At 59.2% G+C, this 21572-nt stretch carries 20 protein-coding genes and 1 pseudogene; 8 read left to right on the top strand and 13 right to left on the bottom strand.

The window, feature by feature from the left end; translation table 11 throughout:
• Positions 1–2 precede the first annotated feature (2 nt).
• From sctR to KJQ96_RS32900, 8 genes are read right to left on the bottom strand one after another with little or no spacing between them, the layout of a single operon-like run.
• Positions 3–668, bottom strand: coding sequence for a type III secretion system export apparatus subunit SctR (gene sctR / locus KJQ96_RS32935; protein ID WP_108523099.1), 666 nt, complete (start codon positions 666–668; stop codon positions 3–5).
• Positions 661–1716, bottom strand: coding sequence for a type III secretion system cytoplasmic ring protein SctQ (sctQ, locus tag KJQ96_RS32930; RefSeq protein ID WP_213254876.1), 1056 nt, complete (start codon positions 1714–1716; stop codon positions 661–663). The genes sctR and sctQ overlap by 8 nt, the downstream gene beginning before the upstream one ends.
• Before the next feature lie 59 nt (positions 1717–1775).
• Positions 1776–2306 (bottom strand): YscO family type III secretion system apparatus protein, encoded by a 531-nt coding sequence (locus tag KJQ96_RS32925; protein ID WP_213254866.1) that lies wholly within the window; start codon positions 2304–2306, stop codon positions 1776–1778.
• On the bottom strand, positions 2282–3631 hold the full coding sequence (sctN, locus tag KJQ96_RS32920) for a type III secretion system ATPase SctN (protein WP_213254864.1): 1350 nt from the start codon (positions 3629–3631) through the stop codon (positions 2282–2284). Before sctN ends, KJQ96_RS32925 begins: the two co-directional genes overlap by 25 nt.
• Positions 3628–4251 (bottom strand): type III secretion system stator protein SctL, encoded by a 624-nt coding sequence (sctL, locus tag KJQ96_RS32915; RefSeq protein ID WP_213254856.1) that lies wholly within the window; start codon positions 4249–4251, stop codon positions 3628–3630. Before sctL ends, sctN begins: the two co-directional genes overlap by 4 nt.
• The gene (locus KJQ96_RS32910; RefSeq protein ID WP_213254854.1) at positions 4241–4879 is read right to left on the bottom strand and encodes a nodulation protein NolU; all 639 of its coding nucleotides are present in this window, start codon (positions 4877–4879) and stop codon (positions 4241–4243) included. The genes sctL and KJQ96_RS32910 overlap by 11 nt, the downstream gene beginning before the upstream one ends.
• Positions 4880–4889: 10 nt before the next feature.
• Positions 4890–5756 carry a type III secretion system inner membrane ring lipoprotein SctJ gene (sctJ, locus tag KJQ96_RS32905; protein WP_375293226.1) on the bottom strand — a complete coding sequence of 289 codons (867 nt, stop codon included), beginning with the start codon at positions 5754–5756 and terminating at the stop codon, positions 4890–4892.
• Positions 5757–5761: 5 nt separating this feature from the next.
• Positions 5762–6286: a nodulation protein NolB gene (locus tag KJQ96_RS32900; RefSeq protein ID WP_213254852.1), complete on the bottom strand. Its 525-nt coding sequence runs from the start codon at positions 6284–6286 to the stop codon at positions 5762–5764.
• A gap of 177 nt (positions 6287–6463) precedes the next feature.
• Here KJQ96_RS32900 and KJQ96_RS32895 point away from each other — a divergent pair, with 177 nt between their 5' ends.
• Positions 6464–7162, top strand: coding sequence for a secretin N-terminal domain-containing protein (locus KJQ96_RS32895; RefSeq protein WP_213254850.1), 699 nt, complete (start codon positions 6464–6466; stop codon positions 7160–7162).
• Between the two features lie 1415 nt (positions 7163–8577).
• On the opposite strand, the gene KJQ96_RS32890 is transcribed toward KJQ96_RS32895, so the two are convergent.
• The 3 genes and pseudogenes from KJQ96_RS32890 to KJQ96_RS40640 all read right to left on the bottom strand — a co-directional run.
• The gene (locus KJQ96_RS32890; RefSeq protein ID WP_309142501.1) at positions 8578–10002 is read right to left on the bottom strand and encodes a pitrilysin family protein; all 1425 of its coding nucleotides are present in this window, start codon (positions 10000–10002) and stop codon (positions 8578–8580) included.
• Complete coding sequence (locus KJQ96_RS32885; protein ID WP_249734806.1) at positions 9999–11474, bottom strand: pitrilysin family protein; 1476 nt, start codon at positions 11472–11474, stop codon at positions 9999–10001. Before KJQ96_RS32885 ends, KJQ96_RS32890 begins: the two co-directional genes overlap by 4 nt.
• A 300-nt stretch (positions 11475–11774) precedes the next feature.
• Positions 11775–11927: pseudogene (locus KJQ96_RS40640) on the bottom strand (NUDIX domain-containing protein); the annotation flags it as partial.
• A 661-nt stretch (positions 11928–12588) separates the two neighbouring features.
• Between KJQ96_RS40640 and KJQ96_RS32880 the strand changes: the two are divergent.
• Positions 12589–12798 carry a hypothetical protein gene (locus tag KJQ96_RS32880; protein ID WP_108522968.1) on the top strand — a complete coding sequence of 70 codons (210 nt, stop codon included), beginning with the start codon at positions 12589–12591 and terminating at the stop codon, positions 12796–12798.
• Positions 12799–13545: 747 nt separating this feature from the next.
• Here the strand turns inward: KJQ96_RS32880 and KJQ96_RS32875 are convergent.
• Entirely contained in the window at positions 13546–14964 is a 1419-nt protein-coding gene (locus tag KJQ96_RS32875; protein WP_213256169.1) for a DUF1521 domain-containing protein, read from the bottom strand.
• A 636-nt stretch (positions 14965–15600) separates the two neighbouring features.
• Here KJQ96_RS32875 and KJQ96_RS32870 point away from each other — a divergent pair.
• The 6 genes from KJQ96_RS32870 (at position 15601) to KJQ96_RS32845 (ending at position 20888) form a co-directional block, all read left to right on the top strand.
• Positions 15601–15888: a hypothetical protein gene (locus KJQ96_RS32870; RefSeq protein WP_108522969.1), complete on the top strand. Its 288-nt coding sequence runs from the start codon at positions 15601–15603 to the stop codon at positions 15886–15888.
• Between the two features lie 372 nt (positions 15889–16260).
• On the top strand, positions 16261–17148 hold the full coding sequence (locus tag KJQ96_RS32865) for a hypothetical protein (protein ID WP_108522971.1): 888 nt from the start codon (positions 16261–16263) through the stop codon (positions 17146–17148).
• Positions 17149–17178: 30 nt separating this feature from the next.
• Complete coding sequence (locus tag KJQ96_RS32860) at positions 17179–17706, top strand: hypothetical protein (RefSeq protein WP_108522972.1); 528 nt, start codon at positions 17179–17181, stop codon at positions 17704–17706.
• Between the two features lies 1 nt (position 17707).
• Positions 17708–18136, top strand: coding sequence for a hypothetical protein (locus KJQ96_RS32855; RefSeq protein ID WP_057850262.1), 429 nt, complete (start codon positions 17708–17710; stop codon positions 18134–18136).
• 11 nt (positions 18137–18147) lie between these two features.
• On the top strand, positions 18148–20265 hold the full coding sequence (sctV, locus tag KJQ96_RS32850) for a type III secretion system export apparatus subunit SctV (RefSeq protein WP_213256165.1): 2118 nt from the start codon (positions 18148–18150) through the stop codon (positions 20263–20265).
• A gap of 32 nt (positions 20266–20297) precedes the next feature.
• Entirely contained in the window at positions 20298–20888 is a 591-nt protein-coding gene (locus KJQ96_RS32845) for a tetratricopeptide repeat protein (RefSeq protein WP_213256163.1), read from the top strand.
• 254 nt (positions 20889–21142) lie between these two features.
• On the opposite strand, the gene KJQ96_RS32840 is transcribed toward KJQ96_RS32845, so the two are convergent.
• On the bottom strand, positions 21143–21572 hold a 430-nt coding region (locus tag KJQ96_RS32840; RefSeq protein ID WP_213290477.1), incomplete at its 5' end, for a transposase.

Raw genomic sequence — 21572 nt, 5'->3', positions numbered from 1 at the left:
GCTCAGCCTCCCGGTGTTGTGTAGCTGAGCACCAGCCCGTGCATGAGCCGCGACCAGCCGTCGATTGAGACGAATAGAAACAGCTTAAACGGCACGGATATCACCGTTGGCGAAACCATCGACATACCCATGGCCATCAAGATGGTCGTTACAATCAGATCGATGGTGATAAAGGGCAGATAGAGAAGAAAACCAATTTCGAAGCCACGCTTGAGTTCTGAAATTAGGAAAGATGGCACCAGAATGACCAGGTCATCGGCGCTCACGTTGCCGCGCATGTCCTCGGGCCAGACCTGTTCGGTTGAAGCCAAGAAGAAGCGGCGCTGCTCGTCAGCGGTGAACTTCTTCAGATGCCCGCGCAGCGGCTCCTGCGCCTCCTTTGCGGCGCTCAGCCAATCATCGACCGTTTGGTAGCGGAGTTGTGGCGCAGAAAGGCGATTATAGGTCTGTTCAATCACTGGCGCGCTAATGAAAACTGTCAGGATCAGCGCCGCGCCATATAGAACGAGGTTCGGTGGGATAGATTGAGTCCCGAGCGCGTTGCGAACGAGGAAGAGCACGACGGACACCTTTATGAACGCTGTGCTTGTTACGACTAGGAACGCCAGCAGGCCAAGGCCGGCCGTGAGCGCAAGGAGTCCAAGAATTCCCGGTTGAATGTCAGTCATTGACGGCCAACCTGCCCCGCAACCTGACGCCAAGCTCCCCGCCGATGCTTACGATGTCCCCGCGGCCTATGCGGCGGCCGTTAGCAAGGATATCAACCGGTCCGTCGAGCGGCCGGCCAAGTTCGAACACATGTCCCTCGCTGATATCCCTCAAGGCTCCGAGTGCGACAGTCCAGCGGCCGCATTCGAAAACAAGAGTAATCTCGATGTTGTCGAGATCACTTTCAGAGGGCGGCCGGGGTTTTTCGGATTGAGTCATCATATGTGCACACTCCAGGGGATGTGGTTGGAGGCGGAATGCCCCTCGCACGATCAAGCGATCCTCTGCAACATGTGCCGGAGCCCATAAGGTTCCCGCGTTGAGGATGGCTTGGCCACGGGCCAAGGGTATTACGTCCGGCAATAGAGCGTCTCCTGCATTTGCTTTCCCTAGCAGCGCAACCGTCGCACGGAGCGAACCGATCTCTCCCTTAACGATGACAGGCAATTCTGGGGGAAGCTGGCGTGCCTCTCGCGGCAGCTGCCTGAGCAGTCCGCCTAACGCCCGAAACGCGGGTGGAACTGACCCATCGAGAGGTGAGAACAGGAGCAGGCGCGCTTTTCCCTTGAATGGGCGGTAGGTGATTTCGAGCTCCAGATAAGGACCCCGAGCCGTTGCTTCGCTCAAACAGATCAGCTGCAACTTCTGTTGTGTCAGACCCTCTAGTTGATCGAGCAACGGATCGAGTGCAAATTCGACGAGGAGCGAACGAGTGGGCTCGGCAGGTAGGCCAAGCTCACTTTGCACCGTCGCGATCAGCCCTTCTACAACCGGACGGGCCAACGATAAGATGATTGTTTCATGTCCGATGGCCCAAACGCAGTCGAGCATCGATACGGCACACGGCTCCGGCTCCCAGACCAGCCGTTCCATCCGTACGGATAGCGGCTTATCGCGGAGACGGCTTTGCAGAGGCTTGCGGGCAGCCGCGATCTCGTTGAGCCAAGAGACGACCGCAGGGGACAGGGTTAGCGCCGGTTTAAATCCCGATTGTTCACCCGTAGCCATGGTCACAGGCGCGTCTACAAGACAAGGCGCCTTCCCTAGCATAGAAGAAGCCATCAGATTCAGTAGCTAGCCGTGTGAGTACGCGAACCACTGCGATACCGAAGCAAAACCTCATCATCGGCCTCCATCTCGGCTTCCGCCTCTGAATGGGCATCACTCGCGCGCTGAACGTCGCCTTCAATTTTCTGCCATTTGTGACTCGCCGCCGAGCACTTGGTCAAAGTGGTCCGCGCATCGAAGACCGCCGTCTCGGCACGCTCTTGAGCGGCGCGCGCTTCCTCAAGCGTTCGGCGTGCTCCTGCGATCTCAGTTTTGAGCCGTCCAATGACGATGTGACAGCGACGATCGAGCTCTTCGACAGATAGCGAATCAAAAGATGCCAGTTCTCGGTAAAGCTCCGCTTCTAGCGCCGCTTGGTTTTTCTCGGCCGTTGCAAGATCCCGGACAGCTTGTTCCACCGCTTGAAGCGCGGTGCGGCGCTTGGCCTCCATGTTGTACACCTCACGAAGGGCGCTCCGCTGTCTCATGTCCTTCACTAGCCGCAATTTCGAGGCATGGACGCGATTCACGCGGTCAGACGTGACATCCATGTGACCGTCTCCTCAAAGCTTGACGCCTCGTCTCCGCCCTGACGCAGGAATTTCCGCAACTCCTCGATCGAATTGATTGCCCGGTCTGTCAGAGGATCACTGCCTTGTTTATATTCGCCAACCTTCACCAAGAACTCGGCCTCGCCGTAGCGGGAGAGCAGATCACGGAAGAAGGAAGCCGCCTTTCGATGCGACACAGAGACGACCGCATTCATCACGCGGCTGCGGCTTGACAATACGTCAATAGCTGGAAAATGCTCGCGCGCAGCCAAAAGGCGTGAGAGAACAACGTGGCCATCAAGAATGCCTCGTGATTCTTCGGCGATTGGATCACCCGAGCCGTCGCCTTCGACAAGCACAGTATAGAAGGCCGTGATCGAGCCGCGCTCGGCCATGCCGGCACGCTCCAACAGGCCAGGAAGCATCGCAAAAACCGATGGCGGAAAGCCGCGCCGCGTCGGCGGCTCTCCTGCCGCAAGGCCAATTTCGCGCATGGCGCGGCTAAAGCGCGTCAATGAGTCCATCATCAGGACGACGCGAAGTCCTTCATCACGAAAATATTCGGCGACTGCCGTCGCCATGTGAGCGCATTGCGCTCGTTCCATTGCCGAGCGATCGGAGGTCTCAACGACAACGACGGTGCGGCGAAGCGCTGCCTCACCAAGGTGCTGCTCGATGAATTCCCGCACTTCACGACCGCGCTCACCGATCAACGCGACTATGGTGGCGTCGGCAGCCGCGCCTTTTACGATCTGCGACAGGAGCGTCGACTTACCGCACCCTGGGTCTCCGTAGATGCCGATCCGCTGCCCCTCGCCACATGTTAGAAGCCCATCCAAGACACGGACGCCGAGTGGCAATGTTCGCTCGATACCGCGCCTTGTCATGGGGTTGGGGGCCTTGCCGCGCAGCGGGCGAGTTTGAGCGGCGTTGATTGGACCCTTTCCGTCGATCGGACGGCCGAAGCTGTCGATCACCCGGCCAAGCAAATCGGGGCCGACCGGAACTTCATGCATTCGTCCGGTCGCGACCACTTCTGCTCGGCTGGATAAGCCCGCCATGTCACCAATGGGAGTGAGCAATACCCCATCTTGCGATAGGCCGATCACCTCGGCCTCGAGCGACCATCCGGTGCGGGGATCCTGCAACAGGCAAAGCTCCCCTATACGCGCCTCTGGCAAGACGGCATGGAGCAAGGTGCCGACCGCCCGTGTGATCCGCCCTCGTACAGCACGCGTGTCGATATGCTTTGCTGTAGATTTCAGAGACGACAGCGCGGCGTGCAGATTCCTCTCTCCCGCCGCATCGGTGGCTGATGTGGTCATGGCCCGTCTTCCTTTGATGGCAAACCCAGGCCAAGACGTAGAGCCCGCAGCTGCGCGGCAACTCCAATGTCTACATTGCCAAATTCGCTCCACAACACGCACTGCTCTGTCGTTAGAGCCGGATCCGGAGCAACCCGCACTTTCGGCCGGCCCTCCTGTCCATCGCACGTAGCGAACTCGCGCGCTAGCGCATCGGCTTTCAGAGGAGAGACATGAAGGCAAATTTCCGCGCTACCATATTTTTGCTCGATCGCGTTACGAACGGTCCTCACCAACATCTCGCCTGGATCAAACGCGCCCAGAAGATCGCTCACGATCTCCATGACGAGCTGCGGCAACTCCTGCTCCAGAATGGCTTTTCGCTGCGCAAGTGCGGAAGCAGCCTGTGCAATCAGCCGAGACATTTCCTCGGCGCCGCTCTTGAAGCCATCCGCACAGCCGCGCGCCCGCTCCCGCTTATAAGCTGTCCGTCCCCAGCCGCGAACGCGTTGCAGATGCCGCTCGGCAGCCGCGCGCGCCTCTACGGCATCGCACCAGATCCCGATCTCGGCCGCCGATATGAGAGGCCCGAGCGGCCGTATCTCGGGGGCCACCGGCGGCGCTGGGTCATCAGCTGTCATGCCGTGGCGTCTCCCTCGACAAATGGGCTATCACCAAGGAAAGCACTGGGCCCGCGGCATTGCGGTGTTCGGCCGCTGGATTCTCGGCAGCAGTGCCCATGGGCAAGCGTAACAGCACGCGCGTGCGATCAAGTGCCGAGGCTTCGTCGAGCCAAGCACCTAGGCAGGCATGGCCATCGTGTTCAATCTGTTGCGAAAGTTGCTCCGGATCAGCGGTAGCGGTGATTGCGACCGCGCTGGCCAAGTTCCGGATACCGAAAGCGTGCGCTTCTGCCCCGATACGCCCGAGCAGAATCGCGAGATGCTGCTTTGAGACGAGCTTTAGGAGCGAGCCAGCATGCCAGATACTGCCGGCAAGCAAAGCAGCCCTATTCGGATCATGGCCGAGCAGAAGATCAGTTCCCCAGTTACGGCCGTTGGAGTCCATTTCATTACCAAGCAGCATTTCAGCAAGTCTTACCTGCAGCCTTGAGCTCTTCTGTAGCCGGACCAAAGTCGAAGCCGACAGCCGCCCGTCAAGACGGGCAGCAAATCGGGTCAGATGGGTGGAGGCAGCAAGCTCGCGCAGCCCCTCAGAGGTCGATTCGGACATCGTATGAGAACCGGAGCATGGCAGCGGTATGGGCATCTGCGCACTCCTATGCCTTGTCGGAGGTGATCTTTTTACCGGGAGGCGGGATAGCGGGCGTGTTCGAACGGTTGCCAAGTCTGGATCGCGCGCGCGACTGCTGGGCGCGCTGATGCATACGAGAGCCCAGGAATATGTAGCACAGAAGGCCAATCGCAGCGCCGCCCCCTCCGATACCGGCCGCAAGTAGCGGGTCTGAAATGGATTTGGTCGACTGAGCGGACGCAGCTCGCGGGGCAGGCTGCTCAAGCGGAGCCCGCTCAACCGGCACAAAGACCACCACCACCTTGTCATAGGATAGGCCCTCGATGCTGTTGGTGACCAGCATCTTGATCTGCGGTTGCAGGAGCGAGAGCTTTGCATTGGAGTTATGTCGAATGAACACCGACGCTGAGGACGGCATCGTGTCCTGGCGCAATAGATCATTTTTTGGCAAAACAACGTGGACACGCGCGGATATGACGCCGTCGATATCGCTAATCGTGCGCGACAATTCTTCGCTCAGGGCATAAACGTAGCGGGCGCGCTCCTCGATCGGCGAGGCAACCAGGCCCGATCCTTTGAACACCTCGCCGAGGTTCTTGAAAGGGTGGCGCGGCAACCCTTCGAGATTTAGCAGCTCAATCGAAAAGGCTAGCTGCTTCTCTTCGACCTGGATCGTGCTGGTCCCGTCCTTGGCAGTAACACGGACCGCATCGACTCCCTTGCTAAGCAGGAGAGCAAGCATCTCATTGGCCTCGCGCTCCTGCACTTTGGTGTAGAGATCGGCCTTACAGCCAATCAAGGGGAGGAGAAGCGATAGCACGGCAAAAACACGCAACCACTGACCGGATAGGCGGGCATGGCCGTTTTGTCCATAGATGAAAGCAGACGTCAACGAACTCAGCCCGCCGATAGCAATTTGTTCAAAGATGAGCTGACGGCGCTGGTGCTCTTGGACACAAGCGAAACCTCGACGACACCCTTGTAAACGTCCCGCAGACCCGCAACCATCGCGTCGAAGTCGAGCACCCCTTCCGGCTTGCCCGCGGGGCTCGCCCCGACTAGCTGCGACCGTGAAAGCGGCTGAGCGGCCGGCCCAGGTTGAACGGTCTTCGAAATGGCGGTCACACCGCCGCTCGTTGCAGAAGGAATGGGATTGCTCCGATACATCGAAGAGAGAGCCTGGAGCACGCGCTCGCCAGGCGGGCTCGCCTGCACTGCTGCACGCTGAACCTCTGACACCGCAGGAACGGACGCTGCTCTATCGGTAACTGAGGAGGCAGCGTCTGATGTCGAAGCGACATGCAGAAGAGTCTGCTGAAACTGGCACTGCTGGCCGATGGCTGCCGGCTGGCAGAGCCCGGACAGACCGTCGTTAGGCTTCAGAGAGATCGGCGTAGCGCCTAGCGTGATCGAAGGTGTCATTGGTTTGGGCTGCGATGAGACATCGCCCTTGTTAAGAATTGATGGTCAATACCGTAAAGAGGCCAGCTGACCGCAAGCTGACGAACATGCGAGCCATAAGGCCATTTTAAAGATCACGCTTGGCTTCCAATTTGGGCGAAGTCTTAATACTTGTTCTCAGGCCGAAGGGACTTGGGAATGCTAAGCCGACGCACGATCCTGAACATTTTGAACCGAGTTGCGGGCGCAGGAGTTTTCCTTTGCTCCGGGGTACTCACGGCGTTTGGGGCTCCGCTCTCGCTGCCTTCGGCACCTTATAGCTACACGGTTCTGGATCAGGACCTGTCTGCCGCACTGCTGGAATTCGGTAACAACCTCAATATCAGAGTGAACGTCAGCGCGGAGGTGAGGGGTCGGATTCGCGGGCGCATGCCAGATCTGCCACCGCGCGAGTTCCTGGACCGTTTGACCAATCTCTACAATCTTCAATGGTACTACGATGGGCTCGTGCTGTATGTATCTGCTGCAAATGAGGCGCAAAGTCGTCTGCTTGTGTTGAAGCCGATCAGCTTCGATGCATTCAAAGCGGCCCTCGATGCACTCAATATCTCCGACGAGCGCTATCTTGTGAGACCGGCACCAGGAGATGGCCTCGTCCTAGTTTCTGGTCCACCACGCTTCATCGCGCTCTTAGACCAAACGCTCAACGGCCTTGTAGCGGAGGCGCAGGCGCGGCCGCACGCTGCCGTCGAAAAGCAGTCGCGGGAATCGGTGCTGAAGTTATTTCGTGGCTCCTCAACCACGGTCGTTCGCGATGGACGACCGGAAGCCCCCTATTCTTCCGACGCGCCGCGTCAGGACAGCATCGTGCGCGAGCCTGCGCCGGGCCAGAGATGAAATTTAGAATGCGCGGCAGCTTTCGGCGAAAGTCAATGCCGTCTCCATTGGCTCATTTTGAATCCTTCTGATGCTCGTCAGCTTCTCGAAAGCTCACCCTCCTAGCATGAGAGCGCGGATGTCTCGGCGGCGATGCCGTCTATCCACCTCATGCAACGTCGGGGCACCCGATGCTCGGAATAGCCGTAAACCTGGTTGGCGCCATTGTTGCTGGCAGATTGGAGGCTACAGCTCAAGGCGAGAGTTCTCAGCTGTTCTCCGTAGTCGCGATGCAAGTGGCCTTCTTCAAAGAAGGGCTCGAGCCGCTCCCTGTATCAAAGGAGGAACAGGATGGATTTCAACTCAATCGACCCACTGAACACGGACCCACAGCCCGCCTCACTGCCAACGCCCGCGGATCCAACGGGCTTTGAGCACCAGCTGAGCGAGTTGCAAGACAGTCCCCCGCCATATGCTGCGTGGTCGCCAGTGCCGCAGGGGGAAGCCTATTCGCCATATTTGGAGGCCGAGCATCCCTATTCGTCACATTTGAGTTGGGACGATGATCTGCATACGCCGGCTGCGGCCCCCCTGGGCCATTACCGGCCGCCGGCGACCGGTTTCTGCAGCCCAGCTCGCAGCAGCCGCCTGCTCAGTCGCTCGCGGAAGCCCCCGATAAGGACCCGGTTTGGGAGGAGCTCGAACCCAGGCTGTTACAGGCCGGGCCATCGCATGCCGCGCCATCACAAGCCGGGCCATCGTCGTCCACGGGGGATGCGCCACTGGAACTCGGAAACTTCGTCATGGAAAACGGACGTCGCGCCTACGAGTACTGGGTCTTCTGTCCCCAAACGGCATCGAACGCCCAGCTCAACATGCTAAGAACCGTCGGACTCATGCCGAGCAAGGACTCACCGACAACTTTCTCTATCCTAGGTGTGCCCCACACAGCCGAATGGCGAGAAGAGGATTTTGTTCGTCTCAACCCGTCGCTTGACCCTAGCCTCTGGCCTGGATACTCGGGTGAGGATTCCCCCACCGGGTAGGCGTTTCCACAGCCCAGCTTGCGGCAGAGCCATGCCCTCCCCGCTAAAACGGACCTTTGGGATGCCGCCGATGGCAGGAGCACTTGGCGGTGTCCCTTTTGTGCCGGCGTCGATTATCTTGGCTATGTTGGCCTCGCGCCAAGATGATTGTACGCGGTCAATTAATTATGTGTCACTTTAAGAGATCTGGTCAGGCAGTCGGCGCGGCCAGGACATCCTGGCTGAGACGACGCAGATATCCCCGCAAGCTTCCGGTTCTCAACCGGCAGAGGTTTTTGAAAACACCTCCTGCGTACGTTCCGTCGCATTGACGGCATCGCTTGCCGCGACCGCAGCTGTCTCGGCCGCAAAAAAGAAGTTCAGAGCGCATGTCACCTCACGAATACAAAATTAATTGGGTGTTGCCGGCGTTGCGGCGGATGGCGCGGCGCCTGGCTGTACTGCCGCTGGCGGCGGCGTCGTGGCCGATGGCGCGGTGGTCGACTGGGCTGCGGCCGGTGGGGAGCGGCCGACGATGACGCTGAGCAGACCCCGGCCCCACAGCCGCTGCGCCGCCTTCCTGGCATCCTCCAGCGTCACCGCATCGACGAGCGCGCAGTGCTTCTCGATATAGTCGATCGGCAGCTTATCGAGCTGATACTGCAGCAGCGCCCGCGCAAGCTTTGACGAGGTATCGAGCGCCAACATCTGCGAGCCCTTCAGGTACGACTTGGCATTATCGAGTTCCTGCTGGGTCGGGCCTTCCTCAGCCATGCGACGAACCTGCTTTTCGATCTCTTCCACCGTCTCGCCGGCGCGATCGGCGCGGGTGCCGGTATTGCCGACGAACAGTGCGGAATGATCCATCCACAAGAGCGTCTCATGGACGGAATAGGCGAGCCCGCGCTTGTCGCGGACTTCGCGGAACAGCCGCGACGATAGTCCGAATCCGCCGAGGATGTGGTTGACGACATAGGCCGCCATGAAATCCGGCTCGCTGCGGCGGACGCCGGGACCGCCGAAGGTCACGACGGTCTGCGGCACGTCGAGCGGAATGAAGACGCGCTGCGGCGGCTTTGCCGCGACCACGTCGGCTACCTGTGTCAACTCCGCCTTGGCCGGCAGGCTGCCAAAGGCCTTGTCGAGCAATTTTCCGAGGCTCTCTGGATCGAGGTCACCGACCATCGCGATCTTGAGCGTGTCCTTCGCGATCACGCGGCGGACATAGTCCTTCAGATCGGCGACGTCGATTTTCGGCACGCTCTCGACCGTGCCTCCGGCCTGGCGAGCATAAGGATGATCGTTAAAGGCGACTTCAAGGAACTTGCGATTGGCGAGCGTTGAAGGATTCGTGGAGTCACGCCGAAGCTTCGCGAGCACCGCGGTACGGATCCGTTCGACATCGGCCGCATCGAGACGCGGCGAGGTCAGCGCCATTCGCAGCAGGTCGAAGGCCTCGTCCCTGTTGTCCTTGAGCATGCGCAAGGAGCCGCGAAACTGATCGCGAGTCGAGTCAAAGCTCAGCTCAATGGCGCGGCGGTCGAGCCGCTCGTGAAAGGTCTTGAAGTCGAGATCGCCGGACCCTTCATCGAGCAGGCCGGCAACCATGTGGCCGACACCGGGCTTGTCGTTGGGGTCCTGGGTCGCTCCGCCGCCGAAGGCGCATTCCATCGCGATCAGCGGGACGGTGGCGTCGTGCATGAACCAGGCTTCGATGCCGCCGGGGGAGACCAGGCGCTGAACTTTCGTGGCGGCAAGCGATGGTGCAGAGCCGGGCGTCGCGATCGCGAGCGAGGCTCCACCGAGGACGGCACGCCGTGTGAAGGAACAGGTCACGAGCGCTTCTCCTCGCGTTTGTGCGCAGAATCCTTGATCAGATAGCCGGTCACCGAGCGTTTCTTGTCGAGCCATGTTTGCGCGGCCTCGCGCACCTGCTCGGGGGTGACGCCCCGGATGCGGTCCGGCCAGCTTCGGATATCGTCAACGCTGAGCCCGGTGGTGAGCGCGCTTCCATACCAGCCCGCAAGCGTCGCCTGGTCATCCTGGGCGTAGATGGCTTCCGCAATCAATTGGGTCTTGACGCGCTCGAGATCCTCGGCGCGCGCGGGATTTTGCGCGAGGTCGGCGATCACCTTGTCGATCGCGTCCTCGATCTGGGCGAATTCGACACCAGGTTTCGGCGTGACAGAGATCATGAATCGCGAGGGATCGAGCGAGGTGCGCTGGTAGTTCGCGCCCGTGCTGCTCGCGAGCTGCTTGTCGATCACCAGCGAACGATAGAGATGGGAATTGGCGCCGCCGCCCATCAATCGCGCGAGCACGTCAAGCGCAGGACTCTCGCCGGCGGCCGCGGTGTGAGCCGACGGCACGAGATAATAGCGGTGTAGGGTCGGCTGCTCGACTCGCGGATCGGATAACGTCACCGTGCGCGGGGCCGCCGCCGTCGGCTCCTGCGGCCGCAGGCGTTTTGCAGGAATCAAAGGATCTGCAGGGATGTCGCCAAAATTTTTCTCCACCATCGTGCGGATGTCCTTGGGATCGACGTCGCCGGCGATGATCAGGATCGCGTTATTCGGCGTGTAGAAGCGCCTGTAGAAGGCGAGCGCGTCCTCGCGGTCGAGCTTTTCGATCTCCTGCCGCCAGCCGATAATGGGGCGGCCGTAGGGGTGGTTGAGGTAAAGCGCCGCCATCATCTGCTCGGTGAGCCGCGCATCGGGATTGTTGGCGACGCGCATGTTGAATTCTTCGAGCACAACATCGCGTTCGGACAGCACGTCCTCATCTTGGAGAACGAGACCGGTCATGCGGTCGGCCTCAAATTCCATCATCTTCGTCAGCTGCTCGCGCGGCACGCGTTGGTAATAGCTGGTGTAGTCCATCGAGGTGAAGGCGTTCTGGTTGCCGCCGACGCGCAGCACGGTCTGGGAGAACTCGCCGGGCGGATGCTTCGCTGTGCCCTTTTTCATCAAGTGTTCGAAGAAATGCGCAAGCCCCGATTTGCCCGGCGTCTCATCGGCGGAGCCGACCTTATACCAAATCATATGAGTCACGACCGGGTTGCGATGATCGGGGATCACCACCACCTGCAGGCCGTTCGCAAGCGTGAAGCTTGCTGGTCGTTCCGAGGTGACTGTGATCTGGGTAAGCACGCTGCTGTTTTCAGGAACGTCCCGGAGGCTAGGATTGCTGCTATTATCCCTTTTGTATTCGACTTTGTATTCGACCGCCAGCGCGGTGGGTGTCGTCAAGGCCATTGCAACAGTGGCCGTGCCTAGCACCTTGGTTGTCACGGAACTCCAATTCTTCATGGCATCGCCTTTGGTCACATCGAGATACACATTCTGCAACGGCCGATCCCGACAAAGCAGAGAGCCGCACGCCGTTGGCAAACAAGGGAGCAAAAGCCGGGCCAATCGCGCCTAATGCTCCCGCGCACGGACCGCTGCGCGGGCAGCTGGACGCAAAACGAAGCGTGGCGCGTGCTTTCTCTTCCGAAAGCCAAAGCCGCACTTGTTTGGTATCCGCCAACATGTTGCGAACACGACGTTGCACACGAAAACGCACAATAACTCGCCGCCTCGCGCTTGCCTAAATCCTGCGACGCCACATAATGGCGCCTTGATCTCGCGCCAGAGGCACTGCTCCGCCGTTTCGTGGCCGCGCCGGCGCCCGCCAGGAGACATACAAAGCTTGTCGCGGCGCCGCCGCACCAGGAGTACCCGGCCGCGCTTCGACGCGACGAGCTTTGACGATCTTGCCATTTCTTCGATCCGAATGACCCGAAATGTCCTAGCGTATACGCGACAAGATCATGTGGAAGGTTTCAGGCCCGGCGAATTTTGTCCTGCACCTCGCACCGCACCTTGAGTTCAATCAGCTCGCCCTCCAGCACCAGCCGCTGCGCCGTTCAAGCGCTACTTTAGCGACCTGCGAGATCAGGTGCTCGGATTGCATCGAGTTTCACGTCCCTCCTCGGCATCACAAACTATTGGCTCCGGCAATGATGACGATCACGTAGTTCATTCTTTGCCCGACCGTGCTCCACCGGTTCACGCAGCGTGTCGGCCTCCATCGTCTTCTTCCCCCACAACTTACGTAGGTGCTTGAGCGCCTCAGCCAATTCGGACGCACCCTCTTGGCGGCCACTGCCGAGAGCTGCCGTCCTGCAGGAGGAGCTCTTCTAAACGAAACAGGCTTTTCGGATTGCCGGCGTGCTAGCGTCCACCGAGACCGTCTTGCCCCACCTCAAACTCTTCTCCGGCCAGCACTAGCTCTTCTTTGGCAGACCCCGACGCCTCACCTGACGGAAGCATCGATGTGGTCTCCAATGGCTCATCATGAAACGCACTGAGCCTCGTCAGCTTCTCGAAAGCTAACGTTGCTAGGATGAGAGAGTGGTTATCTACAGGCGGTGTTACGAACATGAACGCAGGTGCACCCGATATCGGAGCAACGGGAAGCAATAACGGTGCGAATTTTGACGGAACCGAAGGGGCCGATGACGCCAACTCGCAGGCCGCGCAACAACGCAAAGCTTTCGAATCGGCACTTGGCATGATCGCAATGCGAATTGTCAGCGATGCGCAGGCCGATCTAGACTCTGTCATGGACGACACAGAAGAGGATGTTTGACTCCGCCCCGTCGAGTCGGGAACAACGAGCGGCACACGGCACATCCAAGCAACGGTGAGAAGAGAGAAAGGAGAGGAGCTTCTCCGCAGCTGGAGGATCCGCACCACAATAGTGTCTGATCGTTCTGATCGGTTGCGGTAAGCTTGGCGTGACAGTCCTTAGGGTTCTTGTCGCTCCGGGCCACTCCGGTCATCCGCATCTCGGTAGCCCAAGACGTCTGGCTCACATACCTAACGGACGCGCCTCGCTTCAGGCAATCGCGCATTTACAAACTTGCACGTCATAAGGTGTCTTATACGGGTGAGAGACCGAACAGGATCTTCCTCTCCTCGCGCGCTGCGTAGCGGCTGAACGCGCCTAACGACTCGGCGCGTCGCTCTTGGCCGTAAACCCGATAAATCGCGCATTCCTGCCGCCTGGCGTTCGCCGCCATAGCGCATCCGGCCGCCGAGGCCCTCTTGTCAATCAATCGACCTTGCAATGGAACTACTGGTAGAATCCTGTGCATCGTCGACTTGAGGTTGGACCAACTCTCGCTGGTTGAGACGCCCCCACTCGTCCAGTCGTGCCTTCGTTGCAGACTGTTACCGGCAGAGATATGACAGCCAGATCATCGATAGCGTGAGAGCGCGGAATACGCATGAGTATCCCGAAGCGAGGCGCTTCCCTGCGCACTCGCGCTGAGGAGCATGGGAGAGCGGGCGACAGCGCCCGCTCCCGTTATTTTGAACTGTGCTCAGATCGGCCTTACCCGGCAGCCCGCTCATTGGCGTCAATGCTCGCCTGGTTGACCCGCCATCCGGACCTATCGACCCACCCTTGACCTTGCTCATATATCGTCTGTGCACCATCCGCCGTAAGCTGATCGAGGGTTCGGCCAGCATTGGACTGCGTCACCTTCAGATTGTTGGCACCGTCCCTCTTGTCACCGAGTCCCTCGACAACCATAGCGTTGTCGCCATTCGTGATGGTGAGCTTGGACGAAATGGTTCCCTTGCCGTAGTCGACCGTATCCACGGTGATCTTCGTGCCATCATCGAGTTGCAGGGTCATGCCTTTCTTGAAATCAAAGTCGTCCTTGCCGTCTCCATTAGCATCGACATGAGGGTCGCCATGAATCTTCGAGACATGCCCGGTTTCTTTGTTGCGAACACTCCAGGTGCCGTCCTTCTCGTCGGCCGTGATTGTATACTTGTCGCCAAGGTGTATCGTTGCCTTGCCGTCATGGACCTCATGCGACCACACCGGATTAGTTTTAGGTGGCGGGCTCTGGTTCACCGCAACTGGGGTCATCGACGCAGGCGGGGGAGGAGGAACGAAAACTGGCGTGTAGTAGTACAATGGAGTAGCGAGCGGCGGAGGAGTGTACTGGGATTGGGAGCCGGCGCCCGGGGCGCGCCCCTCTTCACCAGCATCGATACTCGCCTGGTCCACCTCACGCCCGGCGCCGTCGACCCAACCCTGACCTTGCTCATGGATCGTTTGTGAACCATCGGCTGTCAGCTCATCGAGAGTGAGGCCAGCATTAGACTGCGTCACCTTCAGATTGTTGGCACCATCCTTGTCGTCACCGAGGCCCTCGACAACCATGGCGTTGCTGCCATTCGTGATGGTGAGCTTCGATGAAATGCTCTTGCCGTTGCCGTAGTCGGCCGTATCCACGGTGATCTTCGTACCATCATCGAGTTTCAGGGTCATGCCCTTCTTGAAATCGAAATCGTCCTTCCCGTCCCCATCAGCATCGAAGTGAGGATCGCCGTGGATCTTCGTGACATGCCCGGTCTCGTTATTGCGGACAGTCCAGGTGCCGTCCTTCTCGTCCGCCGTGATTGTATACTTATCGCCAAGGTGGATCGTGGCCTTGCCGTCATGGACCTCATGCGTCCACACCGGATCAATTGAGGACGACGAGCTTTGGTTCTGCGCGACCGGCGCGAACGAAGGAGGCGGCGGCAGGGCGAGAACGGAAACGTGGGCCCGACTGCGTACGGCGTGAGCGACGACGGCCGGACCATTTACCGGCAGGTACTGGTAGGCCCCAACCGGGACGCCGGCAGTGCCGGCGTACTGCCCCATCACCACGTTGAACATTGGAGCGGCGGGCACGCCTTCAGGCACTAGCCCTACCGCCGGATTGAAGCCGCCCACCACGGGAAGATACGCCATTTTCATTCACTCCTATTGCATTGAAGGAAGCGACAGACTGCGAGGACCACCCGCACAATCAACTTGGCACGTTGCGCCGAGGCCATTCAAAAACCAATCCCACGTCATGACCAGCAGCAGGCCGCCCTCGCGTTTCTTGTTGCAGGTGACAACAGCCTTGATCGGCGGACCACTTCTCTTACCCTTGCCTTCGGCAATGCGGGCCTCTCACGTCGAGCGCATCCAAGTCGCAGGAAGTTTATCCTGAGTACCTGTCGAAAAGCTGACGATAAGATAATCGCCCACCAGCACATCAGCTTTCGGATCATCTGAATGTTGAGAGCATGTGATCGCGACGAATCGCTCTTCGTGATGGGCGTCGGAACAACGACATCTTGGGACGCGCGGCCAGCAAGCGTCCACGCTCTCTAAAGAACGTCGGCCGAGCCTCTCGCGTGAATGCTCCAGGCGGTCTTTCGGTGCCTTAGAGAACCGACACATTTCCGTGAGAGAAAAAGTTGGGCCACCACGACTCATTCCGCGGCCTTTCTGAGACTCGTCAGCTTCTCGAAAGGTAATCCTCTTAGGATGAGAGCGCTGATCTCTAGGCGACGAGTCGTCTATTGATCTTAGTGGAGATGAACACAGGAGAATGCGATGATTGGAGAAATGATCGGAAGCGCGGCTGGTGGATGGCTCGGTGGACCGTCGGGAGCGGCAATTGGTTCCGCTGTCGGTGGAGTACTCGACCAAGCCTTCGAGAAGGTTATTCACAGCTTGGAGCCTGAGAAGGCTGATGCTGACAAGGTCGCCAAGGACAATGGCCCTGCCGCAGGAAGCACCCCCCAGTGTAACCACGGCAACGGCGAATTGACTCTCTTGAATGGCCCGCCAGGCGCGCATGTAATGATTTCATTTCCTGCCGTCGTCACGCCAGTTGGTTAGGCGTGAGGCAGGTCATCAGTAGCAGTAACTTCCAAACAGAAAGGTGAGTCGATATGGTTTCTCCCGTTGGCGGTTTCCCCACTCCGTCTGAAGTCCCTACGAATCAGCAAACCGGGTCTGGCGATTTCGCGGCGCAGCTCGCCGAGCTCGAGCGTGTTAGCAAAGAAGCTCAGGCCAATAGCATCGTGATGCGCAGAATTACGACTGAGCTCTCGTCCGAAAAGAAGGTTGCCGACGAGCGCGTGAGTTAGCGCTGCAAGAGGGGCTCACGGCCGCTTTTTTCGCGTGCTGGATGCTCTCTACAGCCTGACGAATTCGGAACCAGCCGTACGGCAACGCCGTACGGCTTCTCGTTGCTCAGGGAGCCTCTCCGTGAACGAACCGGCCTCCGTTGATTTCGAAGTGCTATCAGGGCTCTATTCCGGGGTGACCGGTGAAGCGCCCGTCGGAACGAGCCTTATCGGAAGTGGCCTCGATGCCGATATCGTCTTCGTCGAACAGGGGCTCGAGCCCAATCACTTCCGTCTCACCCCCCTGCACGATTCGATGGAGATCGAGGCTCTAGCAGCCGGAGTCAGCATAGAAGGAAACGGAGATATTGCCGTAGGCAAGCGGGTTGTTATTTCTCTTCCTGCCGTCGTTCATGCGGGCACGATGTCCATTCGCTGCACACAGGATTCGGAGCAAGGATCAATCGGCCTGTCGCGTGTCTCGATAATAGCAGCCGCCTTGGTCTTGCTGAGCTCTGTCGGGATCGCCACTCTTGCAGTCAGCTTCCTCTTTGACGGCAGTGCCGGTGCACTGAGCCCCGATGCGCCCCCTGTCGCCGCACTTCCACCGAAGCTGACGCTCAACGGTCCTGATGATCGCCCCCTCCATGCGGCCGCCGAACAGCTGCAAGAGGAGGTCAACAAAGCGGGACTTCTCAATATCAAGATCGGTCCTGGGCCAGGTGTGGTCAGCGCCGAGGGCACCGTGACGCCTGCGTCAGTCAGTAGATGGCAGAAGGTTCAGCAATGGTTCGATCAGCATACGAACGGATCGCTGACACTCGTAAATGGAGTGATCGTGAAGGAGGATAAGCCGCCCTCCTCAATTGCTGTCCAGGCGGTGTGGCGCGGAGCCCACCCCTATCTTCTTATTGGTGGCCAAAAGTACTTCGTGGGCGCGCTGTTGAACGATGGATGGACGGTCGATCGTATCGAGACGGGACGCGTACTGCTCAGCCGGAATGGACGGCTTGCTGCTCTTCCCTATTAGAGCTCCACCGCCGCAGGAAAGGAGAACGTCATGACCAAGCTGCCCCAGCATCCTGTCGGACTTGGCACCTCTTCGCAAAGGCTCAACACGCACGACCATGAGCCAGCGAACAAGCCGGCCCTCCCTCAAGTCCATAATTTAGGGATCCATGGCACCGATGGCGGTGGCGAGAAGAGGCACGGGTCGGTTTGGCCGGATACCGAGGCGCCGGATCTGCCAATCGAGGCCGCGCTTGAGGTAAACGATATCAATGCCGTCTCGCGCGTCAGTCTCAACGAGAGGCGCGTACGGATAGCTGAGATCGATCCCCGTGCAGCACTCGCTTCACTTTATGGCCGCAATCTCGCAACTGGCCTGCTCTCCTTCGTGACACCACGCCTGCGTGACCCGGACGTGCTGCGAGCAGAGAAGCATGGTGTTCTTCTCGAGCGCTTGGCCGATAGGCTATGCGCCGAACCGGAGGCTTCGGCGGCGCGTGAAGGGACCGAAGCCCTGCAGCAGGAGCTCCGGCGGCTCATCCTGCTCCGGCAGAACCAGAACAGTTTGATTGGGGGCTAGCATGATCGACTCGGGCGGAGCGCAGTTCGCCAGTCCACCGCCGCCGGCCGATGCTTCCAAAACCGGCGATGTCTTGCCAATCTCAGGGCAGGAGCGTGATTTGGTCTGCGCAATATCCTTCGTCCACCTTGCGTGTGGACAGAGCGCACAAGCTCTCGCTCTGTTGCGGCTCATTGCCCATGACGATTCGCAAGACGTCGACCTGCTTCGCATTCTTACCTATGCTCTCATCTCGGAGGGCTTTGGCAATGAAGCACTTGCCGTGCTGGATAGACTAGACACGCTTGATGACGAGCCCTCTTCGCGTCTGCCTTTGACGCTTCTCCGCAGTCACGCGCTACGACGGGCCGGCCGTATGGACGAGGCGCGGGCAGTCTTCCAAGACTATGTGTCCCTGCGTGGCAGGACAGCCCCAACGGAACAACAATAAGAATCGTCTCCATGGCAAACCTCCTTCGTAAGCTTATCGTGCGCGCGCCATTCCACCCGGATTTCATGGTCGCGTTCATGCTGCTTCTGGCAATCGCAATGATGATCATGCCGATGCCGATCGTCGTGGTCGACATGCTGATCGGCTTCAATCTGGGTTTTGCCGTATTGCTGCTGATGGTTGCACTGTATCTCAGTACGCCACTGGATTTCTCGTCCTTGCCCGGCGTCATCCTGATCTCTACCGTTTTTCGTCTGGCGCTGACCATCGCGACAACCCGGCTGATTCTCGCTGAAGGAGACGCCGGCAGCATCATTCACACCTTCGGTGAGTTCGTGATATCAGGGAACATCGCGGTCGGCATTGTTATATTTTTGATCGTGACCATGGTGCAGTTCATGGTTCTCGCCAAGGGCGCCGAGCGCGTTGCTGAAGTCTCGGCACGATTCACGCTCGACGCTCTGCCGGGCAAGCAGATGGCTATCGACGCGGAGCTACGCAACGGTCATATCGATCAGCACGAGGCACGCAGCCGGCGAGCCTCACTGGAGCGAGAAAGCCAACTTCACGGTGCGATGGATGGCGCCATGAAGTTCGTGAAAGGGGATGCCATTGCCGGACTCATAGTCATTTGCATCAACATGCTGGGAGGAATCAGCATCGGACTGCTCTCCAAGGGCATGTCCGTCGATGAGGCGTTGCACCAATATACGCTGCTCACCATCGGCGATGCGTTGATTTCTCAGATTCCGGCGCTCCTGCTGTCGGTTACGGCCGCAACCATCGTCACACGTGTGAATGGGCCTTCCAAGCTCAAGCTTGGTGCCGATATCATCAACCAACTCACGGCCAGTACCCAGGCACTGCGGCTAGCGGCCGGCGTCTTACTTCTCATGGGGCTCATACCAGGTTTCCCTTTGCCCCCGTTTCTCATGCTGGCCGCACTTTTTGCCGGGACGAGCTATGTCAAAGGCGGTGTGCAAGGCGCGAACACGGGCTCCAAGACGAGCGCTAACGTTAGTACTCCGACTTCAAATCCAGCGCAGGCTCAACGGCAAACCATACCTGCGGAGGCGCTTCCGGTCGCGGTATTCTTTGCACCTAACCTGGTAAACGCGATTGACAGAGAGGAAGTTGAGCAGCACATCGCTCGCATTTCGGCACTGGTCTCAGCCGATCTTGGCATCACGATTCCCCGCATTCCAGTCCAGGTCGATCAACGTTTGGCCCAATCCGAGTTTAGGCTAGATGTGGAAGGAGTACCGGTTGAACGGGATCGGGTGGATCCGACGCAGCTCGCGCTCACCGACGACCGAGCGAACATTGAATTGAGCGGCATCCCGCATCGGCAAGATCCAGACACCGACCGGATCTGGATCGAACAGAGCCATGCACCGGCTCTCAAAGCGGCCGGGATCGGGCATCACCGTCCGAGCGAAATCATAGCCCTGCGCGTCAGTTCCGTACTGACGCGATATGCGCAGCGCTTGGTAGGCATTCAAGAGACGCGACAATTGCTCGCCCGGATGGAGCAGGAATATGCCGACCTGGTGAAGGAAGTGCTACGCACGACTCCAGTTCCCCGGATCGCCGATGTCCTGCGTCGCCTGCTCGACGAGGGCATCCCGATTCGTAACACCCGGCTGGTCTTGGAAGCGTTCGCCGAATGGAGCGAACGCGAGCAGAACGCCGTCCTGCTCACCGAATATGTCCGCTCCGGCCTAAGACGGCAAATCTGCTATCGCCATGCCAACGCTCACCGTGTTCTGCCCGCCTTTATCGTCGAACGTGAAACTGAGGATGTGATTCGCAGTGCGGTCCGAGAGACCGCCGTCGGGCCGTACCTCGCGCTGGAGGACCGGCATAGCGAGATGTTGCTGTCGCAACTGCGCCAGATTCATTCAGGCATGCCACCAGGTCAGAGCCAGCCCGTCATCCTGAGTTCGCTGGATATCAGGCGCTTCGTCCGCGGCTTTCTCACCCGCAACGGGTTCGATCTTCCTGTTCTGTCTTATCAGGATCTCGCCTCCGATTTCACGGTCCAGCCGGTGGGGTCGCTCAAGCTTACAGGTCCCAAGGAAAAAGCTCCGGCAGGAGAACAACGCAACCTGCATGCCACAAACGGCTAACAGAGTGCAGCAGTCGGTCGTGAGAGGATGGCATGAATTCACCTACAACAAGGTTCGCTGCTCGATTGTATGCGTTCCATCCGCCCTCGGGCTTTACTCTCCTCGCTTTATTCGCCACTCTTGTGCTTGGTGGTTGCGCCAGTCTGGATCAGCAAGCTAGCTCAGTTCAAGAGACGCCGCGGCCAGAGTTGCTGGGCGCCAAGGACATCGATCCTGCTATGCGCGAGCGCATTGCACACGCCCTCCTGCGGGTTTCCGACGAGGAGAGTTTGCGTGAGGCTCTGAAGCAAAAGCCAGACAATGTCGATGCGGCAATCTCGCTTACGCAGGCCCTTCTGGCACAGAAACGCGCGGGCGAAGCACTTGAGGTAGCCGACAAGATCTTGCTTACAGTTCCTGGTAATTTGCGTGCCCTGAATGCAAAAGGGGTGGTCCTCGACGCCGAGGGGCGTCATGATGAAGCACAAGCGCTATATCGCGAGGCTCTCGCAGCGGCCCCAGGCAATCAGATGTTGCGCAACAATCTCGGCCTATCGCTCGCACTTGCTGGGAATGCCGATACTGGAAACGCCAGCCTGCAACCGCTTTCGCACGAGCCGGGTGCGCTGGCCCGTTCGCCATAGCGTGGCCTTCGCGTAGAACGCCGGATCGTACACGCTTAGCGCCTGCGCGTCAGCTCGTCGTCAGCTGGGCTGACTATCAAATTCGCGGTGCCCGACGAGTCTGAACTCAGTGGGAGAATACTTCACGGATAGGAAACCCAATCACCATGTATGGCCGAATCAATAGCTTACCCGGTGCTTCCGACACTGATGAAATGAGACAATCCGCCACCAACCACAGAGCTATCGCCAAATTTTGGTGACGGCGCGGCCGGTCAGGCGGCGGCGGTTATGGGCTGACGGTCAGTCGGTTTGGCGATGACCTCGATCCCATCGTTGAATGTCACACCGAGAACGAGTTTTGGCAACTGGTTGTGGCCATCGAGACGACGCCAGCTTTTCTGCGCGGCCTCCAGCAGTTTGAAGACCATCGCGAGCGCCGTCCTGTTGGACAGGCAACCCTTCGATCGGATCGTGCGGTGGCGCACGGTAGCGAAGGTGCTTTCAATGGGATTGGTCGTCCGCAGGTGCTTCCAGTGCTCGGCCGGGAAGTCGTAGAACGCCAGTAGCGTGTCCCGGTCCTTACTCAGGCAGTCGGCCGCCTTCTCGTATTTGGGCGTGTAGCTCTCGATGAAGGCGTCGAACGCCAACTCGGCGGCGGCCTTGGTTTCGGCCATCCAGATCTCCTGCAACGCGCGTTTGGCC

Source organism: Bradyrhizobium sp. sGM-13, from assembly GCF_018398875.1.
Lineage (GTDB): Bacteria > Pseudomonadota > Alphaproteobacteria > Rhizobiales > Xanthobacteraceae > Bradyrhizobium.
This window is presented reverse-complemented; position numbering and strand designations above follow the sequence as displayed.

Bases quoted from the DNA above. Each gene is read 5' to 3' on its own strand.
- sctL (WP_213254856.1), bottom strand. From the start codon at position 4,251: ATGACAGCTGATGACCCAGCGCCGCCGGTGGCCCCCGAGATACGGCCG.
- KJQ96_RS32895 (WP_213254850.1), top strand. From the start codon at position 6,464: ATGCTAAGCCGACGCACGATCCTGAACATTTTGAACCGAGTTGCGGGC.
- KJQ96_RS32860 (WP_108522972.1), top strand. From the start codon at position 17,179: ATGACCAAGCTGCCCCAGCATCCTGTCGGACTTGGCACCTCTTCGCAA.
- KJQ96_RS32845 (WP_213256163.1), top strand. From the start codon at position 20,298: ATGAATTCACCTACAACAAGGTTCGCTGCTCGATTGTATGCGTTCCAT.
- KJQ96_RS32870 (WP_108522969.1), top strand. From the start codon at position 15,601: ATGATTGGAGAAATGATCGGAAGCGCGGCTGGTGGATGGCTCGGTGGA.
- sctN (WP_213254864.1), bottom strand. From the start codon at position 3,631: ATGACCACATCAGCCACCGATGCGGCGGGAGAGAGGAATCTGCACGCC.
- KJQ96_RS32875 (WP_213256169.1), bottom strand. From the start codon at position 14,964: ATGGCGTATCTTCCCGTGGTGGGCGGCTTCAATCCGGCGGTAGGGCTA.
- sctQ (WP_213254876.1), bottom strand. From the start codon at position 1,716: ATGGCTACGGGTGAACAATCGGGATTTAAACCGGCGCTAACCCTGTCC.
- KJQ96_RS32910 (WP_213254854.1), bottom strand. From the start codon at position 4,879: ATGCCCATACCGCTGCCATGCTCCGGTTCTCATACGATGTCCGAATCG.
- sctV (WP_213256165.1), top strand. From the start codon at position 18,148: ATGGCAAACCTCCTTCGTAAGCTTATCGTGCGCGCGCCATTCCACCCG.
- KJQ96_RS32925 (WP_213254866.1), bottom strand. From the start codon at position 2,306: ATGGATGTCACGTCTGACCGCGTGAATCGCGTCCATGCCTCGAAATTG.
- KJQ96_RS32855 (WP_057850262.1), top strand. From the start codon at position 17,708: ATGATCGACTCGGGCGGAGCGCAGTTCGCCAGTCCACCGCCGCCGGCC.
- KJQ96_RS32880 (WP_108522968.1), top strand. From the start codon at position 12,589: ATGAACGCAGGTGCACCCGATATCGGAGCAACGGGAAGCAATAACGGT.
- sctR (WP_108523099.1), bottom strand. From the start codon at position 668: ATGACTGACATTCAACCGGGAATTCTTGGACTCCTTGCGCTCACGGCC.
- KJQ96_RS32885 (WP_249734806.1), bottom strand. From the start codon at position 11,474: ATGAAGAATTGGAGTTCCGTGACAACCAAGGTGCTAGGCACGGCCACT.
- KJQ96_RS32900 (WP_213254852.1), bottom strand. From the start codon at position 6,286: ATGACACCTTCGATCACGCTAGGCGCTACGCCGATCTCTCTGAAGCCT.